Source organism: Stenotrophomonas sp. YJH_SMC_58, from assembly GCF_059369635.1.
Map to the genome: position 1 here is coordinate 25693 of NZ_JCAFSW010000010.1, position 24555 is coordinate 50247.

The 24555-nt window shown below is 67.2% G+C and carries 24 protein-coding genes and 1 pseudogene; 17 read left to right on the forward strand and 8 right to left on the reverse strand.

Annotation, left to right across the window (positions count from 1 at the left end; all coding sequences use genetic code 11):
- Nucleotides 1–75: 75 nt before the first annotated feature.
- Entirely contained in the window at nucleotides 76–303 is a 228-nt protein-coding gene (locus tag AC5P68_RS13805; RefSeq protein WP_231522439.1) for a hypothetical protein, read from the forward strand.
- A 305-nt stretch (nucleotides 304–608) separates the two neighbouring features.
- Here AC5P68_RS13805 and AC5P68_RS13810 read toward each other — a convergent pair.
- Together AC5P68_RS13810 and AC5P68_RS13815 are read right to left on the reverse strand one after the other, a co-directional pair.
- Nucleotides 609–704: pseudogene (locus AC5P68_RS13810) on the reverse strand (tRNA (uridine(34)/cytosine(34)/5-carboxymethylaminomethyluridine(34)-2'-O)-methyltransferase TrmL); the annotation flags it as partial.
- 69 nt (nucleotides 705–773) lie between these two features.
- The gene (locus AC5P68_RS13815; protein WP_005407626.1) at nucleotides 774–1250 is read right to left on the reverse strand and encodes an XAC0231 family protein; all 477 of its coding nucleotides are present in this window, start codon (nucleotides 1248–1250) and stop codon (nucleotides 774–776) included.
- 415 nt (nucleotides 1251–1665) lie between these two features.
- Here AC5P68_RS13815 and AC5P68_RS13820 point away from each other — a divergent pair, with 415 nt between their 5' ends.
- The 4 genes from AC5P68_RS13820 (at nucleotide 1666) to AC5P68_RS13835 (ending at nucleotide 7150) form a co-directional block, all read left to right on the forward strand.
- Nucleotides 1666–4515, forward strand: coding sequence for a M16 family metallopeptidase (locus tag AC5P68_RS13820; RefSeq protein ID WP_231522438.1), 2850 nt, complete (start codon nucleotides 1666–1668; stop codon nucleotides 4513–4515).
- 212 nt (nucleotides 4516–4727) lie between these two features.
- Nucleotides 4728–5045, forward strand: coding sequence for a DUF4156 domain-containing protein (locus AC5P68_RS13825; RefSeq protein ID WP_005407628.1), 318 nt, complete (start codon nucleotides 4728–4730; stop codon nucleotides 5043–5045).
- A 103-nt stretch (nucleotides 5046–5148) separates the two neighbouring features.
- A complete protein-coding gene (locus AC5P68_RS13830; protein ID WP_004135358.1) occupies nucleotides 5149–6165 on the forward strand; it encodes a 3-oxoacyl-ACP synthase III in 1017 nt (338 codons plus the stop codon).
- Between the two features lie 94 nt (nucleotides 6166–6259).
- Nucleotides 6260–7150 carry an alpha/beta fold hydrolase gene (locus AC5P68_RS13835; RefSeq protein ID WP_033835519.1) on the forward strand — a complete coding sequence of 297 codons (891 nt, stop codon included), beginning with the start codon at nucleotides 6260–6262 and terminating at the stop codon, nucleotides 7148–7150.
- A 114-nt stretch (nucleotides 7151–7264) separates the two neighbouring features.
- Here AC5P68_RS13835 and AC5P68_RS13840 read toward each other — a convergent pair whose 3' ends face one another.
- On the reverse strand, nucleotides 7265–7696 hold the full coding sequence (locus AC5P68_RS13840) for a YkgJ family cysteine cluster protein (RefSeq protein ID WP_005407630.1): 432 nt from the start codon (nucleotides 7694–7696) through the stop codon (nucleotides 7265–7267).
- A gap of 104 nt (nucleotides 7697–7800) precedes the next feature.
- Here AC5P68_RS13840 and oleC point away from each other — a divergent pair, with 104 nt between their 5' ends.
- From oleC to AC5P68_RS13855, 3 genes are all read left to right on the forward strand, one after another.
- Nucleotides 7801–9459, forward strand: coding sequence for an olefin beta-lactone synthetase (oleC, locus tag AC5P68_RS13845; RefSeq protein WP_423373158.1), 1659 nt, complete (start codon nucleotides 7801–7803; stop codon nucleotides 9457–9459).
- A complete protein-coding gene (gene oleD / locus AC5P68_RS13850; RefSeq protein ID WP_164227146.1) occupies nucleotides 9456–10448 on the forward strand; it encodes a 2-alkyl-3-oxoalkanoate reductase in 993 nt (330 codons plus the stop codon). Before oleC ends, oleD begins: the two co-directional genes overlap by 4 nt.
- Nucleotides 10449–10529: 81 nt before the next feature.
- Nucleotides 10530–10685, forward strand: coding sequence for a DUF1328 domain-containing protein (locus AC5P68_RS13855; RefSeq protein WP_005407633.1), 156 nt, complete (start codon nucleotides 10530–10532; stop codon nucleotides 10683–10685).
- Nucleotides 10686–10761: 76 nt separating this feature from the next.
- Here the strand turns inward: AC5P68_RS13855 and ddlA are convergent, their stop codons facing one another.
- Entirely contained in the window at nucleotides 10762–11856 is a 1095-nt protein-coding gene (gene ddlA / locus AC5P68_RS13860) for a D-alanine--D-alanine ligase (protein WP_231522436.1), read from the reverse strand.
- A 377-nt stretch (nucleotides 11857–12233) separates the two neighbouring features.
- On the opposite strand from ddlA, the gene AC5P68_RS13865 reads away from it, so the two are divergent.
- From AC5P68_RS13865 to AC5P68_RS13880, 4 genes are all read left to right on the forward strand, one after another.
- Nucleotides 12234–12869 carry a ubiquinone biosynthesis accessory factor UbiJ gene (locus AC5P68_RS13865; protein WP_005411902.1) on the forward strand — a complete coding sequence of 212 codons (636 nt, stop codon included), beginning with the start codon at nucleotides 12234–12236 and terminating at the stop codon, nucleotides 12867–12869.
- The gene (gene ubiB, locus AC5P68_RS13870) at nucleotides 12866–14521 is read left to right on the forward strand and encodes a ubiquinone biosynthesis regulatory protein kinase UbiB (RefSeq protein WP_049404805.1); all 1656 of its coding nucleotides are present in this window, start codon (nucleotides 12866–12868) and stop codon (nucleotides 14519–14521) included. Before AC5P68_RS13865 ends, ubiB begins: the two co-directional genes overlap by 4 nt.
- A gap of 5 nt (nucleotides 14522–14526) precedes the next feature.
- On the forward strand, nucleotides 14527–15105 hold the full coding sequence (locus AC5P68_RS13875; protein WP_033835524.1) for an O-methyltransferase: 579 nt from the start codon (nucleotides 14527–14529) through the stop codon (nucleotides 15103–15105).
- A gap of 154 nt (nucleotides 15106–15259) precedes the next feature.
- A complete protein-coding gene (locus AC5P68_RS13880; protein ID WP_012478780.1) occupies nucleotides 15260–16000 on the forward strand; it encodes a pseudouridine synthase in 741 nt (246 codons plus the stop codon).
- A 76-nt stretch (nucleotides 16001–16076) separates the two neighbouring features.
- On the opposite strand, the gene AC5P68_RS13885 is transcribed toward AC5P68_RS13880, so the two are convergent.
- Nucleotides 16077–16604, reverse strand: a complete 528-nt coding sequence (locus AC5P68_RS13885) for a DUF2059 domain-containing protein (RefSeq protein WP_005407643.1) — start codon at nucleotides 16602–16604, stop codon at nucleotides 16077–16079.
- Between the two features lie 133 nt (nucleotides 16605–16737).
- On the opposite strand from AC5P68_RS13885, the gene arfB reads away from it, so the two are divergent.
- From arfB to dcp, 3 genes are all read left to right on the forward strand, one after another.
- Nucleotides 16738–17169, forward strand: coding sequence for an alternative ribosome rescue aminoacyl-tRNA hydrolase ArfB (arfB, locus tag AC5P68_RS13890; protein ID WP_005407644.1), 432 nt, complete (start codon nucleotides 16738–16740; stop codon nucleotides 17167–17169).
- 4 nt (nucleotides 17170–17173) lie between these two features.
- A complete protein-coding gene (locus AC5P68_RS13895; protein ID WP_033835525.1) occupies nucleotides 17174–17776 on the forward strand; it encodes a lysophospholipid acyltransferase family protein in 603 nt (200 codons plus the stop codon).
- 111 nt (nucleotides 17777–17887) lie between these two features.
- Nucleotides 17888–20044, forward strand: coding sequence for a peptidyl-dipeptidase Dcp (gene dcp, locus AC5P68_RS13900; protein ID WP_033835526.1), 2157 nt, complete (start codon nucleotides 17888–17890; stop codon nucleotides 20042–20044).
- A gap of 381 nt (nucleotides 20045–20425) precedes the next feature.
- Here the strand turns inward: dcp and AC5P68_RS13905 are convergent, their stop codons facing one another.
- Both AC5P68_RS13905 and AC5P68_RS13910 read right to left on the reverse strand, forming a co-directional pair.
- Nucleotides 20426–20872, reverse strand: a complete 447-nt coding sequence (locus AC5P68_RS13905; protein WP_004153636.1) for a 3-dehydroquinate dehydratase — start codon at nucleotides 20870–20872, stop codon at nucleotides 20426–20428.
- Nucleotides 20873–20875: 3 nt separating this feature from the next.
- A complete protein-coding gene (locus AC5P68_RS13910; RefSeq protein WP_414498106.1) occupies nucleotides 20876–21277 on the reverse strand; it encodes a hypothetical protein in 402 nt (133 codons plus the stop codon).
- A 175-nt stretch (nucleotides 21278–21452) separates the two neighbouring features.
- Between AC5P68_RS13910 and lepB the strand changes: the two genes are divergently transcribed.
- Nucleotides 21453–22079 (forward strand): signal peptidase I, encoded by a 627-nt coding sequence (gene lepB / locus AC5P68_RS13915; RefSeq protein ID WP_005407648.1) that lies wholly within the window; start codon nucleotides 21453–21455, stop codon nucleotides 22077–22079.
- A gap of 125 nt (nucleotides 22080–22204) precedes the next feature.
- The gene (locus AC5P68_RS13920) at nucleotides 22205–23461 is read left to right on the forward strand and encodes an MFS transporter (RefSeq protein ID WP_033835528.1); all 1257 of its coding nucleotides are present in this window, start codon (nucleotides 22205–22207) and stop codon (nucleotides 23459–23461) included.
- A gap of 129 nt (nucleotides 23462–23590) precedes the next feature.
- On the opposite strand, the gene AC5P68_RS13925 is transcribed toward AC5P68_RS13920, so the two are convergent.
- On the reverse strand, nucleotides 23591–24508 hold the full coding sequence (locus AC5P68_RS13925; protein WP_005411915.1) for a LysR family transcriptional regulator: 918 nt from the start codon (nucleotides 24506–24508) through the stop codon (nucleotides 23591–23593).
- Nucleotides 24509–24555 lie beyond the last annotated feature (47 nt).

Below are 24555 nucleotides of genomic sequence, written 5' to 3' on the forward strand. Positions count from 1 at the left end.
CGGAGATCGTCTATTCGCGTTCTGGACCTGCTGAAGTGGCTGAAATCACGCGACTTCGTGGACGAGAGCGGCTTCATGATGTGGAACATGAAGGGTATGGGGCGCGGCGCCAGAACGGGCCAGCGCGACGCCGGTTCCTTGCTCGACCTGCTGCATTCCGAGCACTTTAGTCGCAAGAGCCTGGAGTTGGCGATGATCTGGATGGGGCGGCATGGCGGTTGGCGGCAATGCCGGTCGAAGCCGATCCGCCGTGCGTGTTCTGACCTGACGGAAACATTTCCCGTTTTGTTTAGGGTCCAGTGAAGCCGATGAGTGTTCGTGGCGTTCTTTTTTGACCCACCGGCAACATTCTGCGATTTGTTGAGGTCGTGTGTTGCTGGTGCCCCATAGGCTCGCTCCCGTCCATAACAGAGGAGGGACAGTCCATGACGACTAGCACCACCCGTCGCTCGTCCACGAGCACTGCCGGCGGTGTTTGCGTCGAAGTGGCGCGAGTTGCTGCGGGCGTCTCCGGCGGACACTTTTTGGGTGTCCATACGGTGACCATAGTTAAGGCAGCAGCAACGAAAACAGAGATTTAGCCGAGAAAATAAGGCCTAAAAAGTATGAGCGCCGGTGTTGGCGCAGAGCCGGATCACATTGCCCGTGTTGGGCGGGATTTCCGGTTGGAACAGGATCACGTGGAACGGGGGCGCGGCATTCATCGGCGCAGTGTACCTGCGACGACCGCCGCCTTTACGGCGCACGCCCTGCGCGAGGCAGGGCGGCACCGCTTACGGGCGCAGCAGGACCTGGGCGGTTTCGGTGGCCAGGGCCTGCAGGTCGGCGGCGCTCGGACGCACCTGCAGGGCCGGCAGGTTGACGATCACCTGGTTGGCGACGCTGGTGGCGGCGGCAGCCAGGGTCGCGGCGTAGCGCTGGGCTTCCAGTTCGGCGGCCAGGGCGACGCGCTGCTCCAGGCTCGGGCGCACTTCCACCGAGGCCAGGGTGGTGATCGGCATCGCGGCGGCGACCGGGGCGGCGACGTAGCCGCTGCGCTCGGCCAGCTGGTCGGCGCTTGGGCGCACTTCCACGGTGGCCAGGGTCGGGATGCCGCTGGCCTGTTCCCAGGCCTGCTGGGCCAGCTGGTCGGCGGCCGGACGAACCTGCACGGTGGACAGGGTCTTGATGGATTCGGAGGCCTGCACCGACGAAACAACCGCGGTGCCGGCGATCAGGGCGATGGCGATGGCAATGGTCTTGGCGTTCATGACGGGGCCTGTTTAGTGTTGGTGATCAGTGGTGTGGTAGTAAGGTAGTACACCAATTCTGGGCTTGCAAGGAAAATTTTCGATTTCCTGCGTTTGTTCATCCTTCAGTCAGCTTTTGTCTGAAGCCCTTCCTGGTGCAGAAACTACCAAGCAATCCCCGTGCCAACTTTTAATTATTGATTTGCAAGGGTTTTATGGTCATCGAAAAGTGTCCGGCGGGCGGACACCTGTCCATTCGATGTGCTGCGGACACTGTCCGGACGTTGCTGGCGGGTGCTTGTGACGGCTCGGACAGGGCAGATCGGCTCCGCGGATGGCGCACAGGGGCAAACACCCCCAGTGACTGGCGACCGATTCCTGCCGTTGCGCGCGCACGCTAGGATCGGGGTTCACCTATGTGACCAAGGATCCGGATATGTCTCTCGCCCTTCGCCCGCGCACTGCGCTGCTGGCCGTTGCCCTCAGCACCGCCCTGGGCACGCTTGTGCCTTCCCATGCGTTGGCGGCAAAGCCGGCCGCACCGGCCAAGGTCGATATCCCGTATGAGCAGTTCACCCTGCCCAACGGCCTGCGCGTGATCGTGCACACCGATCGCAAGGCGCCGATCGTCGCGGTCAACGTCTGGTATCACGTCGGCAGCAAGGACGAACCGGCCGGCCGCACCGGCTTCGCGCACCTGTTCGAACACCTGATGTTCCAGGGCAGCGAAAACCACGATGGCGAGTTCTTCGAGCCGTTCAAGCAGGTGGGTGCCACCAACCAGAACGGCACCACCAATACCGACCGCACCAACTACTTCGAGAACGTGCCCACCACTGCGCTGGACATGGCGCTGTGGATGGAATCGGACCGCATGGGCCATCTCGTCGGTGCGATCGACCAGGCGGCGCTGGACGAGCAGCGTGGCGTGGTGCAGAACGAGAAGCGCCAGGGCGAGAACCAGCCCTACGGCCAGGCCTGGGACCAGCTCAACAAGGCGCTGTATCCAGTTGGCCACCCGTACCACCACGGCGTGATCGGTTCGATGAACGATCTGAACGCGGCGTCGCTGGATGACGTGAAGACCTGGTTCCGCACCTGGTACGGCCCGAACAACGCCGTGCTGGTGCTGGCTGGCGACATCGACCTGGCCACCGCCAAGGAAAAGGTTGGCAAGTACTTCGGCAGCATCCCGGCCGGCCCGACCATGGCGCAGCCGGCGGTGAACGTGGCCAAGCGCAGCGCCGACACGCGCGAGACGATGACCGACAAGGTGCCGCAGGCGCGTATCTACCGCGCCTGGAACGTGCCGCAGGTCGGTACCATCGAGGTCGATCAGCTGCAGCTGTTCGCGCAGGTACTGGGCGGCGCCAAGTCCTCGCGGCTGAGCCAGCGCCTGCAGCACCAGGACAAGCTGGTGGACAGCATCGCGGCAGGCCTGTCGACGTCGCAGCTGGGTTCGAACTTCGTGATCATGGCGACGGTCAAGCAGGGCCAGGACCCGGCCAAGGTCGAGAAGATCATCGACGAGGAACTGGACCGGCTGATCAAGCAGGGCCCGACCGCGGCCGAGCTGGAACGCGCCAAGACCGGTGCCCGCGCCGGTTTCATCCGCGGCATCGAACGCATCGGCGGCTTCGGCGGCAAGGCCGACGCACTGGCCGAGTGTGCGGTGTTCACCGGCGACCCGGGCTGCTTCCGCACCTCGCTGGCCAACATCGAGAAGGCCAGTGCTGCTGATCTGAGCCGTCTGGGCGCGCAGTGGCTGGACAAGGGCAGCCACACCCTGGTGATTGCACCGGGTGAGCGCGTGGCGCTGAAGGAAGACCCGAGCCAGGCGCCGAAGCCCTCCACCGTGCCGGCAGTGGACCCCAAGTACAGCACCCTGCCCGAGCAGGTCGACCGCAAGGCCGGCGTGCCGCAGACCCGCGAGTTCCCGCAGCTGAAGTTCCCGGCGCTGCAGCGCGCCACGCTGAAGAACGGCACCCAGGTGATCCTGGCCGAGCGCCACGAGATTCCGGTGGTGCAGTTCAGCTACCAGTTCCCGGGTGGCTTCAGCGCCGACCAGGGCCGCAAGCCGGGCACCGCCAACTTCACCATGAGCCTGATGACCGAAGGCGCCGGCAAGCTCGGCTCGCTGGCCTTCGCCGATGCCGCAGACGCACTGGGCGCCAGCCTGGATGCCTCGGCCGGCCTGGACTCCATGAGCGTGGACCTGTCGGCGCTGAAGGAAAACCTGGCACCGTCGCTGGCGCTGTATCGGGACCTGCTGCGCGAACCGCGCTTCGAGCAGGGCGAGATCGACCGGGTCAAGGCGAGCTGGATTGCCGGCATCCAGCAGGAGAAGGTCAACCCGGGTGCGGTGGCGATGCGCGTGCTGCCGCCGCTGCTGTACGGCAAGGGCCACCCGTATGCCATTCCGTTCACCGGCAGCGGTGACGAAGCAGCGATCAACGGCCTGACCCGCGAAGACCTGGTCGACTTCCACCACGACTGGCTGCGGCCGCAGAACGGCACCCTGATCGTGGTCGGTGACACCACCCTGGCCGAGATCGTGCCGCTGCTGGACAAGCAGCTGGGCGACTGGAAGGCGACCGGCGAGGCGCCGCAGGTGAAGGCGGCTACCGATGTCGCGCTGCCCAAGGGCCCGCGCGTGTTCCTGATCGACCAGCCGGGTGCGGTGCAGGCCAACCTGTTCGCGGGGCAGGTGGTGGCGCCGTCCAGCGCCACCAGCTCGACCCGCTTCGATATTGCCAACGGCGTGATCGGCGGCGACTTCACCTCGCGCCTGAACATGAACCTGCGTGAGGACAAGCACTGGTCGTACGGTGCGCGCAGCAGCGCGATCAACTCGGTGGGCCAGCGCCCGTGGATGGCCAGCGCGCCGGTGCAGATCGACAAGACCGGCCCGGCGATGGCGGAAATGCGCAAGGAAATCGCCGCGTTCGCCGATGGCAGCAAGCCGGCCACCGCCGCCGAGGTCAACCGCATCCGCAACATCCAGACCCTGAGCCTGCCCGGTGCCTACGAGACCGCCAGCGCGGTCGCCTCGACCATCGGTTCGATCGTGCAGTTCAAGCGTCCGGACGACTACGTGCTGCGTCGCAAGGCCGAGATCGAGGCGATGACCCCGGCGCAGGTGCAGCAGGCCGCCGCCGAGATCAAGCCACAGGCGCTGACCTGGGTGGTGGTGGGTGATCTCAAGCAGACCGAAGCGGCCGTGCGTGCGCTCAACCTGGGCGAGGTGACGGTGATCGACGCCGAAGGCAACCCGGTCAAGAAATAAGGGATGCGCCTGCCCGCCCCCGCGGGCAGGCCTCCCCAGGTAGTGCCGGCCGCTGGCCGGCAACCTTGCCGTGGTAGTGCCGGCCGCTGGCCGGCAACGCCGTGACCCGAAGGCGGGGTCAGAGCCCGCTGCGGGGGATCCGTCCCCCCACCGGCTACCCCCGATTCAGGCGGTTCAGGCAGAATCCCTCCATACCCTTCCAGGATCTGCCCATGCGCGTTCTGCTGCTTTCCTCCCTGCTGCTCACCGTCACCGCCTGTACCTGGGTGCCGATCGAACCGGCCGGCAAGGCGACCCGCGTGCTGCCGGCAGGCCCGGTTCCCGCTGGCTGCATTGCCAAGGGCGAGGTGGTGGTGACCGTGAAGAGCAAGGTCGGCTTCTACAACCGCAACCCGCTGCGCGTGCAGGAAGAGCTGGAAACCCTGGCCCGCAACGAGGCCCCGAGCGCCGGCGCCAATGCCGTGCAGGCCGCCGCGGCCCCGGCCGATGGCAGCCAGCGCTTCGCCGCATTCCAGTGCCCGCCGCGCTGAACGCTTCACCATACGGCCAAGGCTGAATTCGTAAAGATGCGGTGAAGGCCCCGGGGGTTATAGAATAGCGCCCCCTTTTGCCTGAGCCTTGGCGCTAACCTCGATGCTCTTCAAGAATGTCTCGATCGCCGGCCTGGCACACGTCGACGCGCCGCATACGCTGACCACCAAGGAAATCAACGAACGCCTGCAGCCGACGTTGGATCGCCTGGGTATCCGCACCGACGTGCTCGGCGACATCGCCGGCATCCACGCGCGCCGCCTGTGGGACAACGGCGTGCTGGCGTCCGACGCTGCCACCATGGCAGGCCGCAAGGCACTGGAAGACGCAGGCATCAATGCGACGCAGGTTGGCCTGCTGGTCAACACCTCGGTCAGCCGCGACTACCTGGAGCCGTCCACGGCCTCCATCGTCTCGGGCAACCTCGGCGTCAGCGACGAGTGCATGACCTTCGACGTCGCCAATGCCTGCCTGGCCTTCATCAACGGCATGGACATCGCCGCGCGCATGATCGAGCGCGGTGACATCGACTACGCGCTGGTGGTGGACGGCGAGACCGCCAACCTGGTGTACGAGAAGACCCTGGAGCGCATGACCGCCCCGGACGTCACCGCCGACGATTTCCGCAACGAGCTGGCCGCCCTGACCACCGGTTCGGGTGCCGCGGCGATGGTGATGGCGCGCTCGGAGCTGGTGCCGGACGCGCCGCGCTACAAGGGCGGCGTGACGCGCTCGGCCACCGAGTGGAACCAGCTGTGCCTGGGCAACCTGGACCGCATGGTCACCGACACCCGCCTGCTGCTGATCGAAGGCATCAAGCTGGCACAGAAGACCTTCACCGCTGCCAAGATCGCCTTGGGCTGGGCCGTGGAAGAGCTGGACCAGTTCGTGATCCACCAGGTCAGCCAGCCGCACACCGCGGCGTTCATCAAGAACTTCGGCATCGACCCGAAGAAGGTGATGACCATCTTCGGCGAGCACGGCAACATCGGCCCGGCCTCGGTGCCGATCGTGCTGAGCAAGCTCAAGCAGCTGGGCAAGCTGAAGAAGGGCGATCGCATCGCGCTTCTGGGTATCGGCTCGGGCCTGAACTGCTCGATGGCTGAAGTGGTCTGGTAAAAGAGTCACCGCTGACCTGCTGCACGACGGGCAGCGATGATTTTTCCAAGTGTTCAAGGGCCGGTTTACCGGCCCTTTCTACAGGTGCGATCCGATGTCCCAGCTTCCCGGTTACCCCGCCCACCCGCAGCGCTTCGAGGTACGCCCCGGCCTGTCGATGAACTATCTCGACGAAGGCCCGCGCGACGGCGAGGTGGTGGTGATGGTGCATGGCAACCCGTCGTGGAGCTATTACTGGCGCACGCTGGTCGCCGGCCTGTCGGACACGTACCGCTGCATCGTGCCGGACCACATCGGCATGGGCCTGTCGGACAAGCCCGATGACAGCCGCTACGAGTACACGCTGCAGTCGCGCGTTGACGACCTCGATGCGCTGCTCAAGCACCTGGGCATCACCGGTCCGGTGACCCTGGCGGTGCACGACTGGGGCGGCATGATCGGTTTCGGCTGGGCGCTGTCGCATCACGACCAGGTGAAGCGCCTGGTGGTGCTCAACACCGCCGCGTTCCCGATGCCGGCGGCGAAGAAGATGCCGTGGCAGATCGCGCTGGGCCGCCACTGGAAGATCGGCGAGTGGATCATCCGCACCTTCAACGCGTTCTCGTCAGGTGCCTCGTGGCTGGGCGTGGAGCGGAAGATGCCGGCCGACGTGCGCCGCGCCTACGTGTCGCCGTACAACAGCTACGCCAACCGCATCAGCACCATCCGCTTCATGCAGGACATCCCGCTGTCGCCGGCCGACAAGGCGTGGTCGCTGCTGGAACGTGCCGGCAAGGCGCTGCCGTCGTTCGCCGACCGGCCGGCCTTCCTCGGCTGGGGCCTGCGCGACTTCGTGTTCGACCACCACTTCCTGAAGGGCTTCCAGGCCGCGCTGCCGCAGGCCCAGGTACATGCGTTCGAGGACGCCGGCCACTACGTGCTGGAAGACAAGCACGAAGTGCTGGTGCCGGAGATCCGCGCCTTTCTGGACAAGAACCCGATCTGATCGGTGTGCCGACCAACGGTCGGCATCCACCCCTTCCTCTTCCGGTGGGTGCCGACCGTTGGTCGGCACACCCGAAGGGTTGATGAGGTTGCCGGCCAGCGGCCGGCACTACCATTACGCGGCGACCGGCGCCTGCGGCGGCGAGGACGGGCTGTTGCCGTTGTCGTCCGGGTGATCGTCGTCATTGTCGGCGTCATCGCGCCAGCGCCAGTCGGCCGGCGTCAGCGGATCCAGGCCATAGGCAATGCGCGCCTTGTCGCACTGCGGGCTGGCCTTGCCGTATTCCCACGATGCATCCACCTCACGGCACACGCTGGGCCGGTTGGGGTGGATCGTGCAGCGTGAATACACGCCGATCTGCGCATCCAGCGCGACGCAGCGCACCGGCTTGGAATGGGTGCCGCGCATGCACAGGCGGTGCGGATCCAGCACCTCAGTGAGCTGATGCGGCACGCCGCCGGGGGTGACCTCGTCCGATTCCATCCAGTGGAAGGCCACGCGGTACTGGGTGCAGCAGGCGCCGCAGGTCATGCAGGGATGTTGCATGGGCAAGCCGCCTCGGGCGGCAGTCGGAATCGGGAACGAGGGTGCGGATTTTCCACGAAGTGGGCCGCCGCGCAAGAAATTCCGTAAGCGGCGACAATGAACGGATGAACCGACCCTGCAACATTGCGGCCCGTTTGCCTGAACTGGCGCGTGAACGCCCCGACCAGATCGCCATCCGCTGCCCGGGCCGCCGCGGCGCCGGCAACGGCATGGCCGCCTACGATGTCACCCTCGATTACCGTCAGCTGGACGCCCGCAGTGATGCCATGGCCGCCGGCCTGGCCGGCTACGGGATCGGCCGTGGCGTGCGCACGGTGGTGATGGTGCGGCCCTCTCCGGAGTTCTTCCTGCTGATGTTCGCGCTGTTCAAGCTGGGCGCAGTGCCGGTGCTGGTCGATCCGGGCATCGACCGGCGCGCGCTTAAGCAGTGCCTGGACGAGGCGCAGCCGCAGGCCTTCATCGGCATTCCGCTGGCGCATGTGGCGCGGCTGGTGCTGCGCTGGGCGCCGTCGGCCACCCGGCTGGTGACGGTCGGCCGCCGCCTCGGCTGGGGCGGTACCAGCCTGGCCGCGCTGGAACGTGCCGGTGCCAAGGGGGGGGCCATGCTGGCCGATACCGATGGCGAGGACATGGCGGCGATCCTGTTCACCAGCGGCTCCACCGGCGTGCCCAAGGGCGTGGTCTACCGCCACCGCCACTTCGTCGGCCAGATCCAGCTGCTGGGCAGTGCCTTCGGCATGGAAGCGGGTGGGGTGGACCTGCCGACCTTCCCACCGTTCGCGCTGTTCGACCCGGCGTTGGGCCTGACTTCGGTGATCCCGGACATGGACCCGACGCGGCCGGCGCAGGCCGACCCGGGACGCCTGCACGATGCCATCCAGCGCTTCGGCGTAACCCAGCTGTTCGGCTCGCCAGCGCTGATGCGGGTGCTGGCTCGGCACGGGCGGCCACTGCCGACGGTGACCCGGGTGACCTCGGCCGGGGCACCGGTGCCGCCGGACGTGGTCGCCACCATCCGCAGCCTGCTGCCGGCCGATGCGCAGTTCTGGACTCCCTATGGCGCCACTGAGTGCCTGCCGGTGGCGGTGGTCGAAGGCCGCGAACTGGAGCGCACCCGCGCGGCGACCGAGGCCGGTGCCGGCACCTGCGTGGGCAACGTGGTGGCCCCCAACGAGGTGCGCATCATCGCCATCGACGACGCACCGTTGGCCGACTGGTCGCAGGCACGTGTGCTGGCCACCGGCGAGGTGGGCGAGATCACCGTGGCCGGGCCGACCGCCACCGACAGCTACTTCAACCGCCCGCAGGCCACTGCGGCGGCGAAGATCCGCGAGACGCTGGCCGATGGCAGCACCCGCGTGGTGCATCGCATGGGCGACGTCGGTTACTTCGATGCGCAGGGTCGCCTGTGGTTCTGCGGGCGCAAGACGCAGCGCGTGGAAACCGCGCGCGGACCGCTGTACACCGAACAGGTCGAGCCGGTGTTCAACACCGTGGCCGGCGTGGCGCGCACTGCGCTGGTTGGCGTGGGGGCCGCCGGTGCGCAGGTGCCGGTGCTGTGCGTGGAGCTGCAGCGTGGCCGGTCCGACAGCCCGGCACTGCAGGAAGCGCTGCGTGCGCATGCCGCAGCGCGCATGCCTGAGGCCGGCCTGCAGCACTTCCTGGTGCATCCGGCGTTCCCCGTCGATATCCGTCACAACGCCAAGATCGGCCGCGAGAAGCTCGCCGTCTGGGCCAGCGCCGAACTGGAGAAGCGCGCATGAAGATCCTGGTCACCGGTGGTGGTGGGTTCCTTGGCCAGGCGCTGTGCCGCGGGCTGGTCGAACGTGGCCACCAGGTACTGGCGTTCAACCGCAGCCATTACCCGGAGCTGCAGGTGATGGGCGTGGGCCAGATCCGTGGCGACCTGGCCGACCCGCAGGCGGTCCTGCATGCGGCGGCCGGCGTCGATGCGGTATTCCACAACGGTGCCAAGGCCGGTGCGTGGGGCAGCTATGACAGCTACCACCAGGCCAATGTGGTCGGCACCGACAACGTCATCGCAGCCTGCCGTGCGCACGGTATCGGCCGGCTGGTCTACACCTCCACGCCCAGCGTGACGCACCGGGCCACGCACCCCGTAGAAGGCCTCGGCGCCGACGAAGTGCCGTACGGCGAAGATTTCCAGGCGCCCTATGCAGCCACCAAGGCGATTGCCGAACAGCGCGTGCTGGCAGCCAATGACGCCTCGCTGGCGACGGTGGCGCTGCGTCCGCGCCTGATCTGGGGCCCTGGCGACCAGCAGCTGGTACCGCGCCTGGCCGAACGTGCACGACAGGGCCGCCTGCGCCTGGTGGGCGATGGCAGCAACAAGGTCGATACCACCTACATCGACAACGCCGCGCTTGCCCACTTCCTCGCCTTCGAGGCACTGGCGCCCGGTGCCGCATGTGCAGGCAAGGCCTACTTCATTTCCAACGGCGAACCGCTGCCGATGCGCGAGCTGGTCAACAAGCTGCTGCAGGCGGTGGGTGCACCGACCGTGGACAAGGCGATCAGCTTCAAGACCGCGTACCGTATCGGCGCCATCTGCGAGCGGCTGTGGCCGCTGCTGCGCCTGCGCGGCGAACCGCCGTTGACCCGGTTCCTGGCCGAACAGCTGTGCACGCCGCACTGGTACAGCATGGAGCCCGCCCGCCGTGACTTCGGCTATGTGCCGCAGGTCAGCATCGAAGAAGGGCTGCGCAGGCTGAAGGCTTCATCTGCTGCATAGATCGCCATCACTGGTTGCACACCGCAGGATCGGGAGGATGGACCCACGCCATCCAAGGCTCGACCACCCGCGAGGAGCGCCATGCTGCACTACGCCATCATTTTCTTTGTCATCGCCATCATCGCCGCCGTTCTGGGTTTCTCCGGTATCGCCGGCGCCGCAACGAACATCGCCTGGATCCTGTTCGTGGTGTTCCTGATCCTTGCGGTGATCTCGATGTTCCGCAAGCGCGGCTAGCCGGTAGTGCCGGCCGCTGGCCGGCATCGCTTTCCGCAGAGTCGAGCCATGCTCGACTCTGCGGGCGATCACCACGTTACACAGCGCTCTGCAGCCCGCGATCAGCTTCGTGGCGTTCCAGCGCCAGCTCGATCAGGCGCGTGATCAGCGCGGTGTAGTCGACACCGCTGGCGCCCCACAACTTCGGGTACATGCTGATGCGGGTGAAGCCCGGCAGCGTGTTGACCTCGTTGATGACGATCTCGCCGTCTGCGGTGAGGAACACATCCACGCGCGCCATGCCCGCACACTCCAGCGCCTGGTAGGCCTGCCGCGCGATCTGCTGGATGCGCGCCTGGGTGGCGGCGTCGATGTCGGCCGGCACCACCACTTCAGCGCCATAGTCATTGATGTACTTGGTGTCGTAGGCGTAGAACTCGTCGTGCACCACCACCTCGCCGCATACGCTGGCCTGCGGGTGCTCGTTGCCCAGCACTGCGCATTCGATCTCGCGGCCGACCACCGCCGATTCCACCAGCGCCTTGTGGTCGTAGCGCAGCGCCAATGCCAGTGCCTCGGCGAAGCCCGCCGCATCCTTGACCTTGCTCACACCCACCGACGAACCCTGGTTGGCCGGCTTCACGAACAGCGGCAGGCCGAGCTGGGCGATCACCGCGTCGGCATCGACCTCCGCGGCCTGATGGCGACGGATGCACAGCCACGGCGCCACCTGCAGCCCCGCGTCGCGCAGCAGGCGCTTGGTCACGTCCTTGTCCATCGCCACCGCCGAGCCCAGTACCGGCGAACCGACGAAGGGCAGATTGGCCATGCGCAGCAGCCCCTGCAGCGCACCGTCTTCGCCGAGTGGCCCATGCAGGATCGGCAACACCACATCGATCTGGCCCAGCGCGCTGGCCGCATCGCACGGCTGCAGCTGCGCCTGCTCGGCGCCCGGGCGCACCGCCAGCGACTGGCCCGAGCGATGCAGCGCGATGCGCGACGGATCATCGGCATTGATCAGGAAGGTATCCGGCTGGCTCAGATGCCACTGGCCCTGCTTGTCGATGCCGACCAGCACCGGCTCGAAGCGCTCGCGATCAAGCGCATCGAGGATGTTCTTCGCCGACTGCAGCGAAACTTCGTGCTCGGAGGACTTGCCCCCGAAAATGATGCCGACCCGGGTCCGTGCCATGGGGAGTGCGATGTCCTGTGCGTTGCGTGGCCCCATAGCATGAACCTTCATCGGCCATCCGCGTGAGGCACAGGTGAACCAGAAATCCATCCACGCATGGCGTGGATCTACCGTGTCGACCAAGGTCGACACCCACCAAGAGCAGCAGGAACCTGTCGAAGGCGGGGTGGGCCGGTTGCGGGGGTGTCCGCGGCATGGATGCCGCGGCCAAGCCCCCACGGACGGGTTTACGGCGTCCCCCGCAACCGGCCCCGTCCCGCCAACCCACGGAATGCCCGCTGTTGCTGTTGCTTCGGCTATTGCCGTTGCCGTTGCATCTGCGGGTGCCGGGCGGCAGCCCGGCCCAAGCCCCCCACCCACGCAGGTAGAATGCGCACATGGCTCTCTCCCTGCTCAAGTCCCTCAAGCCGGTCGCTGGCCGCGCCCTGCAGATCGCCCTGAACCGCGCGCTGGCGCTGGATCCGGATACCCGCCATGCATTGGCCAGCCTCGACGGCCGGCATATCGACCTGACCCTGGAAGCGCCGTCGCTGGCCATGCGCATCAGCGTCGACGGCGACCAGCTGCGGGTCGGCCCGGTGGATGCGCAGGAAGCCGACCTGGCCGTGCGCAGCAGCCTGGCCGGCGTGCTGGCGCAGCTGCCGCTGCTGGCCAACGCGCGGCGCGGCGACAACAACGGCAAGGGCCGTGTGCGCGTGGCCGGCGATGCCGAGCTGGCGCGCCGCCTGCAGCAGCTGGCCAAGGGCTTCGATCCGGACTGGCAGCAGCCTTTCGTCAGCGTATTCGGCGAAGTACTGGGCGTGCAGGTCGCCAACACCCTGCGCAGCGCCCTGCAGCACGCGCGCCAGGGGGCGATCGACCTGGCCCACAGCGCCGCTGAGTTCATCACCGAGGAGTCGCGCGATGTGGTGCCGCGCGCCGAGCTGGATGCCTTCCACGACGACGTGGATGTGCTGCGCGATGACGTGGAGCGCCTTGGTGCACGCGTGCAGCGCCTGCGGGGTGCCGCATGAAGGCCGTGCTGCGGGCCAGCCGCATTGGCCGGGTGATCCTGCGTTACCGCCTCGACGACCTGCTGCAGGGCACGCCGGCCGAGCGCTGGCTGCGCCTGGCCAAGCCGTTCGTGCCGCGCGCCTCGGCCAGCATCGCCTCGCAGTCGCGCGGTGCGCGCCTGCGCCTGGCGCTGCAGGACCTCGGCCCGATCTTCGTCAAGTTTGGCCAGATCCTGTCCACCCGCCGCGACCTGGTGCCGCCGGACGTGGCCAACGAGCTGACCCTGCTGCAGGACCGGGTCAAGCCGTTCGATGGCGAGACCGCGCGCCGCATCGTCGAGGACGCGCTCGGCCTGCCGGTCAGCGAGGCCTTCGCCAGCTTCGACACCGAACCGCTGGCTTCGGCCTCGATCGCGCAGGTGCACGCGGCCACGCTGGCTGATGGTCGCCAGGTGGTGGTCAAGGTACTTCGACCGGGCATCGAGAAGCAGATCGACGCCGACATCGCCCTGCTCAATTCGCTGGCCGCCCTGGTCGAGCGCACCCACCCGCGCGCCGACAAGATCCGGCCGCGCGAAGTGGTGGCCGAGGTCGAGAACACCCTGGCCGCCGAGCTGGACCTGCAGCGCGAAGGCGCCAATGCCAGCGTGCTGCGCCGCTTCTGGGAAAACTCCGACGACCTGTACGTGCCGGAAGTGATCTGGAGCCACACCGCCGAGCGCGCGCTGACCCTGGAGCGGGTGTGGGGCATTCCGTCCGATGACATCGCTGCACTGGACAAGGCCGGCATCGACCGCAAGGCGCTGGCCGCCAAGGGCGTGCGGGTGTTCTATACCCAGGTATTCCGCGACAATTTCTTCCACGCCGATGCGCACGCCGGCAACATCTGGGTCGACACCGATCTGGCGCGCCGTGCCAATCCGCGCTTCATCGCGCTGGACTTCGGCATCATGGGCCAGCTCTCGCAGGAAGATCAGTACTACCTGGCCGAGAACTTCATGGCCATCTTCAACCGCGATTACCGTCGCATCGCCGAACTGCATGTACAGGCACGCTGGATGCCCGACCACGTACGCATCGACGATCTGGAAGCAGCCGTGCGTTCAGTGTGCGAGCCGTACTTCACCCGTCCGCTGTCGCAGATCTCGCTGGCCGAAGTGCTGATGAAGCTGTTCCGGGTGGCGCAGCGCTATCAGCTGACGCTGCAGCCGCAGCTGATCCTGCTGCAGAAGACCCTGCTGAACATCGAGGGCGTCGGCCGCCAGCTGGACCCGCAGATCGACATCTGGGCGGTGGCCAAGCCGGTGCTGGCGAAGATCCTGCGCGAGCGCTACAGCCCGCGCCGGGTGGTGCGCGAGCTGGGCAAGCGCCTGCCGGAAATCATGACCCATGCGCCGGACATGCCGCGGCTGGTGCACGCCTGGCTGACCCAGCAGGTGGAAGGCCGCCACGAACTGGCGATGCGTTCGCGCGATCTGGTCGCGCTCGACGCCAGCCTGCAGCGCCTGCAGAAGCGCGCCGTGGGCGCGATCACCGGCGTCGGCCTGCTCGCCATCGCTGCACTGATGTATGTGCTGCAGCCGCCGGGCTGGTACTGGGGCGACGTGCCGGCGTGGAGCTGGCTGTCCGGTGCGGTCGGTGCAGTGGCGCTGCTGCGCGCGTGGTGGAAGTAGGCCCCATGCTGCAGGCACTCAAGGACGAACTGGCCCGCTTCGGCGCCGACAACGACGCCCGCGAAAGCGCGCGTGGCCGCCGCATGCTCAACATCACGCCAGATACGGGCGAATTCCTCGCGGTGCTGGTCCGCTTCGGCACTGCGCGCCGCGTACTGGAGATCGGTACCTCCAACGGCTATTCGACGCTGTGGCTGGCCGAGGCTGCCGCCGCCATCGACGGCCACGTGACCACGCTGGAATACGCCGAGGACAAGGCGGCGATGGCGCGTGACACCTTCGCGCGCAGTGGCCTGGCCGATCGCATCACGCTGGTCCACGACGATGCCGGGCCGTGGCTGGCAGAGGCCGCCGATGCCAGCATTGACCTGCTGTTCCTCGATTCGGACCGCGGGCAATACGCCGGCTGGTGGCCGCAGCTGCGCCGCGTGCTGCGCCCGGGCGGCCTGCTGGTGGTGGACAACGCCACCTCGCATGCGGGAGAGATGGAACCGTTGCGCGTGCTGCTGGACGCTGATCCGGACTTCAGCACCAGCCTGGTGCCGGTGGGCAACGGCGAGCTGCTGGCCGTACGCAACGCCTGACCGCCGCGCTGCCCGCGCTGATCTGGTAGTGCCGGCCGCGCCTGATCTGGTAGTGCCGGCCGCTGGCCGGCAAGCCCAGCAGCCAGACGATCCGCAGGCAGCCGGCCAGCGGCCGGCTCTACCGCATTCAGTGCCCAGCCTCGATAATCCCGCCGTGAGCACCGAACCTGACACCCTCGCCGCGGTCGAGACTGAAACCGCGCCCCTGCAGCTGCTGCACCTGGATGAGCGCCTGGCCGTGGTCAACAAGCCTGCCGGGCTGATGGTCCACGACAGCAAGCTGGCCCGTGGCGAAGACGACTTCCTGGCCGACCGCCTGCGCGAGCAGCTGGGCCGCCCGATCTTCCTCGTGCATCGCCTGGACCGGGCCACCAGTGGCTGCCTGCTGCTGGCCTTTGACCGCGAGACCGCCAGTGCGCTGGGCAAGGCGCTGATGGGTGGCGAGGTGCTGAAGGACTACCTGACCGTCTGCCGGGGCTGGCCGGCCGAACTCGCTTGGCAGGTCGATCATGATCTGGACGGCGGCCCGGGCAAACCGGTGAAAAAGCCGGCGGTCACCGACTTCCAGCGCCTGGCCACCGGCGAGCTGTCGGTGCCGGTCGGCGAGTTCACCCGCTCGCGCTATGCGTTGCTGCGCTGCCAGCCACAGACCGGGCGCTTCCGGCAGATCCGCCGGCACCTCAAGCACCTGTCGCATCACATGATCGGCGACACCAGCCATGGTGATGGCCGCCACAACCGCATCTTCCGCATGCAGGGTGTGCACCGCATGCTGCTGCACGCCGAGCGCCTGCGCTTCCCGCATCCTGAGGGCGGCAACGTGGATGTCAGTGCGCCGCTGGATCGTGAGTTCCAGAAGGCGCTGGACCTGTTCGGCTGGCAGGTGGACCTATAGACGGTAGTGCCGGCCGCTGGCCGGCATCTGCCTGATCCCAACCGTACGAGGTTGCCGGCCAGCGGCCGGCACGACCTCACTTCTTTTCCGGCTCGTTGACGATCGCTTCCAGGTCCTTCTGCAGGTCCGCGAACAGCGGCTGCATGCGCGCCTGGATCGCCACCATCACGTTCTGCATCAGGGCCGGGGTCTTGTCCAGCAGGCTCTGGCCGGCCGCGCTCTCGTAGAACTCGGCCATCGCCAGCACGTCTTCCTTGCTGAAAGTCTTCTTGTACAGGTCCACGTACATCGGCCGCAGCTGCTGCCAGGACAGTGCCTGCCGCAGGGTCTGGCTGGTCCGCGCCTGGATCCGCTTCAGCTGCTCCTGCTGCTGGGCATTGAGCTGGCGCTGTGCGGCCACCTGCTGGAACTGCTGCTGCTGCATCGCCTCGATCTGCGGCAGCATGGTGTCGATCATGCTCTGCGCACGTGACGCGGACAGCAGACGGTTGATGTCGCCATCGGTCGGCGGCGCGGCCAGGGCGGGGACACTGGCCACGGCCAGCGCCAGCAGCAGGGCGGCGCGGCGCAGCAGGGAGGGCAGGGCGGGTGCGGAGCGGGTCATGCGAAGCTTCCTGCGGTACATGGGACGGCCAGCATACCCGCAGCCAAGGCGAAGGCGGCGTGTTCGGTACCTGATCGGCGGCATACGGCGCGCGATGCGCACTCCGACACGTGGCTGCCGCTACAATGCGCGGATGGGCAGTGGACCGGTCACCATCAACGCGCAGCTTGAAATCCCCGACGGCGAGATCGTCGAGCGGTTCGTGCGTGCCAGCGGTGCCGGTGGCCAGAACGTCAACAAGGTCTCCACTGCGGTGGAACTGCGTTTCGACGTGGCCAACTCGCCCTCGTTGCCCGAACCGTTGCGCACGCGCCTGCTGGCGCGGCGTGACCGGCGCATGACCGGCGAAGGCGTGCTGGTCATCGACGCGCAACGTTTCCGCACCCAGGATCGCAATCGCGAGGATGCGCGCGAGCGGCTGGCGGCCTTCATCCAGGCCGGGCTGAGCGTGCCCAAACCGCGCAAGGCCACCAAGCCGACCCTCGGGTCGAAACTGCGTCGTCTGGACGCCAAACGCGGGCGCGCGCAGATCAAGCGCGGGCGCTCATCACGTGACTGGGAGTGATTGCTTGAACAACCCGACTCCGCTGCTGCCGGCCGTGCCGCCGCAGATGCCACAGGTCAAACCCAACGCCTTCCTGCGCTGGCTGGCGCGCTGCACCCTGCGCATGGGCGGCTGGAAGGTGACCGGCACCCTGCCTGACATCCCGCGCCTGGTATTCATCATCGCGCCGCATTCGTCCAACTGGGACGGCCTGTGGGGCATGGCGGCCAAGATCGCGCTGGGCATGAAGGTGAAGGTGCTGGGCAAGGCCTCGCTGTTCTGGTGGCCGCTGGGGCCGCTGCTGCACAAGCTGGGCGTGATCCCGCTGGACCGCAGCTCGCCGCAGGGCACGGTGGGCCAGGCGGTGGACCTGCTGCGCAACAACGAGAAGATGTGGTTCGCCATCACGCCCGAGGGCACCCGCAAGGCGGTGAAGGAGTGGAAGGCCGGCTTCCTGAAGATCGCCCGGATGGCAGACGTGCCGATCCTGACCGCCTATTTCCACTATCCGGAAAAGACCATCGGCATCGGTCCGCTGTTCACCCCGAGTGGCGACGATGTGGCCGACATGGCTGCCATCCGCGAGTTCTACCGGCCGTGGATCGGCAAGACCCGCGGCACGGTCTGAGCCGGCCGCAGGCCGTCGCATAGACGCCACGTCCGGCACATGCCGGGCGAGCGCGACAGGAGTAGGGTGGAGGGCTGGTATTCCATACCGTCTGCCCAAGGAGCGTTTTACATGTCGCGTACCGTAGTCCTGGCCGCCGCCATCAGCCTGGCGCTGGCGGCCTGTTCCGGCAAGGAGTCCACCCCCGTGTCCGATGCCCAGAAAGCCCCGGCCCAGCAGCCGGCCGAAGCCTCCACCAATCCGCTGCTGAGCGCCAGCACGCTGCCGTTCCAGGCGCCGCAGTTCGACAAGATCAAGGACAGCGACTACCTGCCGGCCTTCGAAGAAGGCATGCGCCAGCACCTGGCCGACGTTCGCAAGATCGCCGACAGCAGCGAGCCGGCCACCTTCGACAACACCATCGTGGCGATGGAGCGCAGCGGCGAGACCCTGACCCGCGTGTCGCGCATCTTCTTCGGCCTGGTCCAGGCCGATACCAACGATGCGCGCCAGAAGATCCAGGAAGAAGTGGCGCCGAAGCTGGCCGCGCACCAGGACGAGATCAACCTCGACCCGAAGCTGTTCGCGCGCGTGAAGTCGATCTATGACCAGCGCGACACGCTTGAACTGGATCCGGTGCAGAAGCGCCTGGTCGAGCACTACTACGATGGCCTGGTGCGCGCCGGTGCACAGCTGTCCGACGCCGACAAGGCATCGCTGCGCAAGCTCAACGTGGAAGAGACCACGCTCTCCACCCAGTTCCATACCCGCCTGGTGGCTGCCACCGCCGCTGCGGCCGTTGTCGTTGACGACAAGGCCAAGCTGGCCGGCCTGGACGAGGATGCGATCAACAACGCCGCCAACGCAGCGAAGGAGCGCAAGCTGGATGGCAAGTTCCTGCTGCCGCTGCAGAACACCACCCAGCAGCCGGTGCTCGGTTCGCTGAGTGATCGTGACCAGCGTGCCGCCGTGCTGAAGGCTTCGGAAACCCGTGCCGAGCGTGGCGATGCCAACGACACCCGGCAGACCGTGCAGCGTCTGGCCCAGCTGCGCGCGCAGAAGGCCAAGCTGCTCGGCTTCGATACCTTCGCCGACTACCAGCTGGGCGACCAGATGGCCAAGACCCCGGCCGCCGCGCTCAAGCTGCTGACCGACACCGTGCCGGCCGCCACCGCCAAGGCCCGCGCAGAAGCCGGCGAGATCCAGAAGGTGATCGACGCGCAAAAGGGCGGTTTCCAGGTCGCCGCCTCGGACTGGGATTTCTACGCCGAGCAGGTGCGCAAGGCCAAGTACGATCTGGACGAGTCGCAGATCAAGCCGTACTTCGAACTGGACAACGTGCTGCAGAACGGCGTCTTCTACGCCGCCACCCAGCTGTACGGCATCACCTTCAAGCCGCGTACCGACATTCCGACCTACAACCCGGACATGAAGGTGTACGAAGTCTTCGACAAGGACGGCACCTCGCTGGCCCTGTTCTACACCGACTACTTCAAGCGTGACAGCAAGTCCGGCGGCGCCTGGATGGACGTGTTCGTCGAGCAGGACGGCCTGACCGGCGCCAAGCCGGTGGTCTACAACGTCTGCAACTTCACCAAGCCGGCCGCCGGCCAGCCTGCGCTGATCAGCTTCGACGACGTCACCACCATGTTCCATGAGTTCGGCCATGCACTGCATGGCATGTTCTCGAACGTGAAGTATCCGTCGATTGCCGGCACCGCCACCTCGCGCGACTTCGTCGAGTTCCCGTCGCAGTTCAACGAGCACTGGGCGCTGGACCCGAAGGTGTTCGCCAACTACGCCAAGCACTACAAGACCGGCGAGGCGATGCCGCAGGAGCTGGTCGACAAGATCCTCAAGGCACGCAGCTTCAACCAGGGCTATGCGACTACCGAGTACCTGTCGGCCGCACTGCTGGACCTGGCCTGGCACACGCAGAAGGCCGACGCGCCGCTGCAGGACGTCGGCGCCTTTGAAGCGAGCGCGCTGAAGAAGTTCAAGGTCGACCTGCTGCAGGTGCCGCCGCGTTACCGCACCACCTACTTCGACCACATCTGGGGTGGCGGTTACTCGGCCGGCTACTACGCCTACTTCTGGGCCGAAGTGCTGGATCATGACGCCTACCAGTGGTTCACCGAACACGGTGGCCTGACCGCCGCCAATGGCCAGGAATTCCGCGACAAGATCCTCTCGCGCGGCAACAGCGTGGAGCTGTCGACCCTGTACCGCGATTTCCGCGGCAAGGACCCGTCGGTGGAACCGCTGCTGAAGTTCCGCGGGCTGAAGTAAGCGCGACCTGAAGTACGAAAGAAATAACGGCGGGGGAAACCCCGCCGTTTTTCGTTGAATCGATGCCATCGACAGATTCCGCAGTGTGCCGCTCATCCACGCATGGCGTGGATCCATGTATCGACCAAGGTCGACACCCACCAGAAGCAGGCCATGCTGTTCCGACAGTTCGCGGAGATCTGTCGAAGGCGGGGTGGGTCCGGTTGCGGGGGTGTCCGCGGCATGGATGCCGCGGCCAAGCTTACAGGGACGTACTTGCAGCGTCCCCCGCAACCGGACCCACCCCGCCATCCCCCAGGAAACCGGCTTTGGCTGTTGCTGTTGCTGATGAGGTTGCCGGCCAGCGGCCGGCACTACCGGGTGCCGGGCACAGCCCGGCCATCACGTCCCCACGTGTACCCGGTTGGCTTGTTCGGCCAGCCCCAGGTGATCCAGCGCGATGTCCAGCGCCAGCACATAGCTCTGCGCACCGTAGCCGGCGGCGATGCCCAGGCGCTGGCCGACACCGGCCGGCAGGCACGGCTCGGCCACCGCGCCGTCGTCATGTACTTCCACGTAGGCGTTGTGCAGGTAGGGCAGCAGGCGCTGAAGACGCAGGCTGTTGGCACACGCACCCGGGTCCAGCAGCGTCACCTCGCCACGGCTGTGGTCGGCCACGCGCAGGGCGTCCAGCAGTTCCTGTTCCGAGCCGCAGGCGCGTATCGCCACGCTGGTGCCGGCGTCGATTGCCCGGTGCACCAACGACTTCAGTACCGGTGCCGGCAGCGGCATGGCGGTACGGATCAGCGCACCGGCGGCTTCCGGGCCACGGATGATGAAGATCGACATGGCTCAGCCCTCCTGCGCCAGGCGGCGGCCGACGATGGCCAGCGACAACGGATAACCGGCCTGCTGGCTGCGCTGGTCGATGACCACCGCCGCGGGGCCATGCTGCAGTCGCAGGCGCGACTCCAGGCCGGGCTCGCTGGGTGCCTGCAACTCGATGTACTGCGCCGGCAGCCGTTCCAGCGCCGCCTGCAGCGCACCGCCCTCGGCCTGCCATTGCGCCTCGTCGGCCACGCCGACATCCAGCAGCACCCAGTCGGCCGAACGCGCCTGCGGCTGGCACAGGCACTGGCGCACTTCGGACAGGCTGGCGCAGTCGCTGCACAGTACGCGATGGCCGCTCAGCTGCGCCTGCAATTGCGGGCGCGGCGCGGACGAAGATGCGTGGCGGATCACCAGGAGGGTCATACAATACCTTGCGGAATGCGCCCTGTGGCGCGGTGGGCACACGATGCGCGCGCTGGCCGTAAAGGTGCGATGCCGGCGGCCGGTCCCGCGCGTAAAACCTGCGTAACCCGGCGCTACCGGGAACCTCTCCCCCCATGTGTGGTCTGATGCAGCTACCACCCACCCGGAGCCTGCCATGGACGCCGTTGCCCGCCCTCCCTTTTCCGATCGCGCGCTGGCCTGGCTGAAAAAGGAGGCGCTGCCGTTGCTGGTGATGCTCGGCCTGCTCGCCGCCGCCCGCGATACCCTCGCCAACCACTACGTGGTGCCCAGCGGTTCGATGCAGCCGACCCTGCAGCCCGGCGACCGGGTGGTGGTGGACATGCGCGCCTACGGCCTGCGCCTGCCATTCACCAGCAGGGAGCTGATGTCCACCGGCACGCCGCAGCGCGGCGAAGTGGCGGTATTCGATTCGCCAGCCGACGGCACCCGCCTGATCAAGCGCGTTGCCGCAGTGGCCGGTGACCATGTGCAACTGCACGAAGGGCACCTGACCATCAACGGCCAGCCGCTGCAGACTGCGGACCTGCAGGATGTGGAAGCCTTTGGTGAACGCCGTGCCAGCCTCGATCTGGACATGGGGGGCGGCCCGGACATCGCCGACCTGGTGGTGCCGGACGGCAAGGTGCTGGTGCTGGGTGACCACCGTGGCAACAGCTTCGATGGCCGCTTCTTCGGCTTCGTCGATGCCGACAAGGTCTACGGCCGTGCGGTGGCGGTGTACTACCGCCGCGGCGACGGTTTCGAGTGGCAGCGCCTGTAAGCTGAATTGATACTTCTTGAGTATCAATCCTGACTTATCAGGTTATGGATCGACTGGATGGACGGGCCTTAGTCTGAGGCCCGTTCCCTCCCACGCCCGGCCGTCCCCACCGGCCTTTCGATTCCATGACTGGCGAAACTGCGGCGGCCGTTGAAGGCCGTCCCTCCACTCTCGATACCGGCACCGACACCCGCATCCAGCAGGGCACCCCGGCCTTCCGCCGCGCCGCGATGGCGCTGTTCCTGGCCGGCTTCTCCACCTTCGGCCTGCTGTACACGGTGCAGCCGCTGCTGCCCGAGTTCAGCCGTCACTTCGGCGTGTCCGCCGCCGGCAGCGCGATGTCGCTGTCGTTGACCACTGGCACGCTGGCGGTGGCGATGCTGCTGGCCGGTCTGCTGTCCGACGCGGTCGGCCGTCGCCCGTTGATGATCGTTGCGCTGTTGGCGTCGGCCATGCTGTCGCTGTGCACCGCGCTGGTGGACGACTGGACCACGCTGCTGGTGCTGCGGACCCTGCTTGGCCTGGCGCTGAGCGGCGTGCCGGCGGTGGCGATGACCTACCTGGTCGAGGAAATGGACGGCCGCGCGCTGGGCCTGGCGATGGGCCTGTACATCGGCGGCAACGCCATCGGTGGCATGAGCGGGCGCCTGCTGGCCGGCATCATCGCCGACCATTGGGGCTGGCGCTGGGGCATCGGCGTGGTCTCGATCATCGCCGTGGCCAGCACCGTGCTGCTGTGGCTGCAGCTGCCACCGTCGCGGCACTTCCATGCCCGTCGCGGCGGCCTGCGCCAATTGCCGTCGCGCTGGCGCACGCTGTTCGCCGACCCGGGCCTGCCGTGGCTGTTCGCCACCTCGTTCGTACTGATGGGCGTGTTCGTCACCCTCTACAACTACCTGGGCTATCACCTGCTGGCGCCGCCCTACCATCTCAGCCAGACCGTGGTCGGGCTGATCTTCAGCGTCTATCTGGTGGGTACCTTCAGTTCGGCGTGGATGGGCCAGCAGGCCACGCGCTACGGACGCGGCCGCATCCTGTCGATCTCGTTCGCGCTGATCGGCGCCGGCATCGCGCTGCTGGCGATGCCGTGGCTGAGCACGATGGCGCTGGGTATCGCACTGGTGACCTTCGGCTTCTTCGGTGGTCATTCCGTGGCCAGCAGCTGGGTTGGAAGCCGCGCCGGTGCGATGCGTGCGGAAGCCTCGGCGCTGTACCTGTTCGCCTACTACCTGGGGTCCAGCGTGCTGGGCGGTGTGGGTGGCCTGGCCTATGCAGCCTGGGACTGGCTTGGCGTGTGTGCGTTCGCCGCCGCGCTGACCCTGATCGGCGGTGGCATCGTCTGGACGCTGCAGCAGCGCGCGCCACAGCCGGTCACGGCGTGACCCAACGCACGGTAGTGCCGGCCGCTGGCCGGCAACCACGGTGTGGCGGGTTTGCCGAGGTAGAGTCGACTGTTAGTCGACTGCTCTTCCATCAGATCGCGAAAACCCCGCGCTGCGCGCGATAGTCGACTAACAGTCGACTCTACCGGCGAATGCCCCGCGCAGCAGCGTGGCGAAATTGCGGATCAACGGGGTTACCCGTTCGCGATGCCACGCCAGCTGCACTTCCGAATGGGCACCGGCATCGGCCAGCGCCACGAAGCGCGATCCTTCCACCCGGATGTGATCGCACGAAGACGGCAGGATCGCGGCGCCCAAGCCTGCGGCGGCCAGGCTGATCAGCGTCGAGGCTTCACCCGCCTCCTGCACGATGCGCGGCGTGAATCCGGCAGCCGCGCACAACGCGATCATGTGGTCATGGATGCCCGCACCGGCACTGCGGCGGAACGCCACGAATGGCTCCTGCGCGAAGTCGCGCAGCGACAGCGTGCCCTGCTTCGACAGTCTGCGCAGGGCAGGATGGTCGGCATGCACGATCAACGCCAGCGGATCGACGAACAGGCTGTGCGCCACCAGTTCCGGCGGCAGCGCACGCTTGCGGATGATGCCCACGTCCAGTGAGCCGTCGAGCAGCGCGTCGATCTGCTGCAGGGTGTTCATCTCGCTCAGCTGCAGCCGCACCTGCGGATACTGCTGGCGGTAATGCAGGATCGAACGCGGAATCTGCGGCGACAGCGGCGTGGCGCGGGTCAGGCCGATGTGCAGTTCACCCTGCTCACCGCGCTGCGCGCGCTGTACCTCGTCCACCGCCGCTTCCACCTGCTGCACGATGGCGCGTGCACGTTCCTGCAGCAGCTCGCCCGCAGGCGTCAGCTGCACACGACGATGGCTGCGCACGAACAGACGCGCACCGATCAGGTCCTCCAGCTGGCGGATCTGCTGGCTGAGCGGCGGCTGCGACATGCCCAGCCGCTCCGCCGCCTGGCCGAAGTGCAGCGTATCGGCAACGGCGAGGAAGTAACGCAGGTGGCGGAGTTCGATGGACATGGGGCCAGTCTAGCCAGACCGGGACCGTGCCTGGCGTCTTCTTTGAT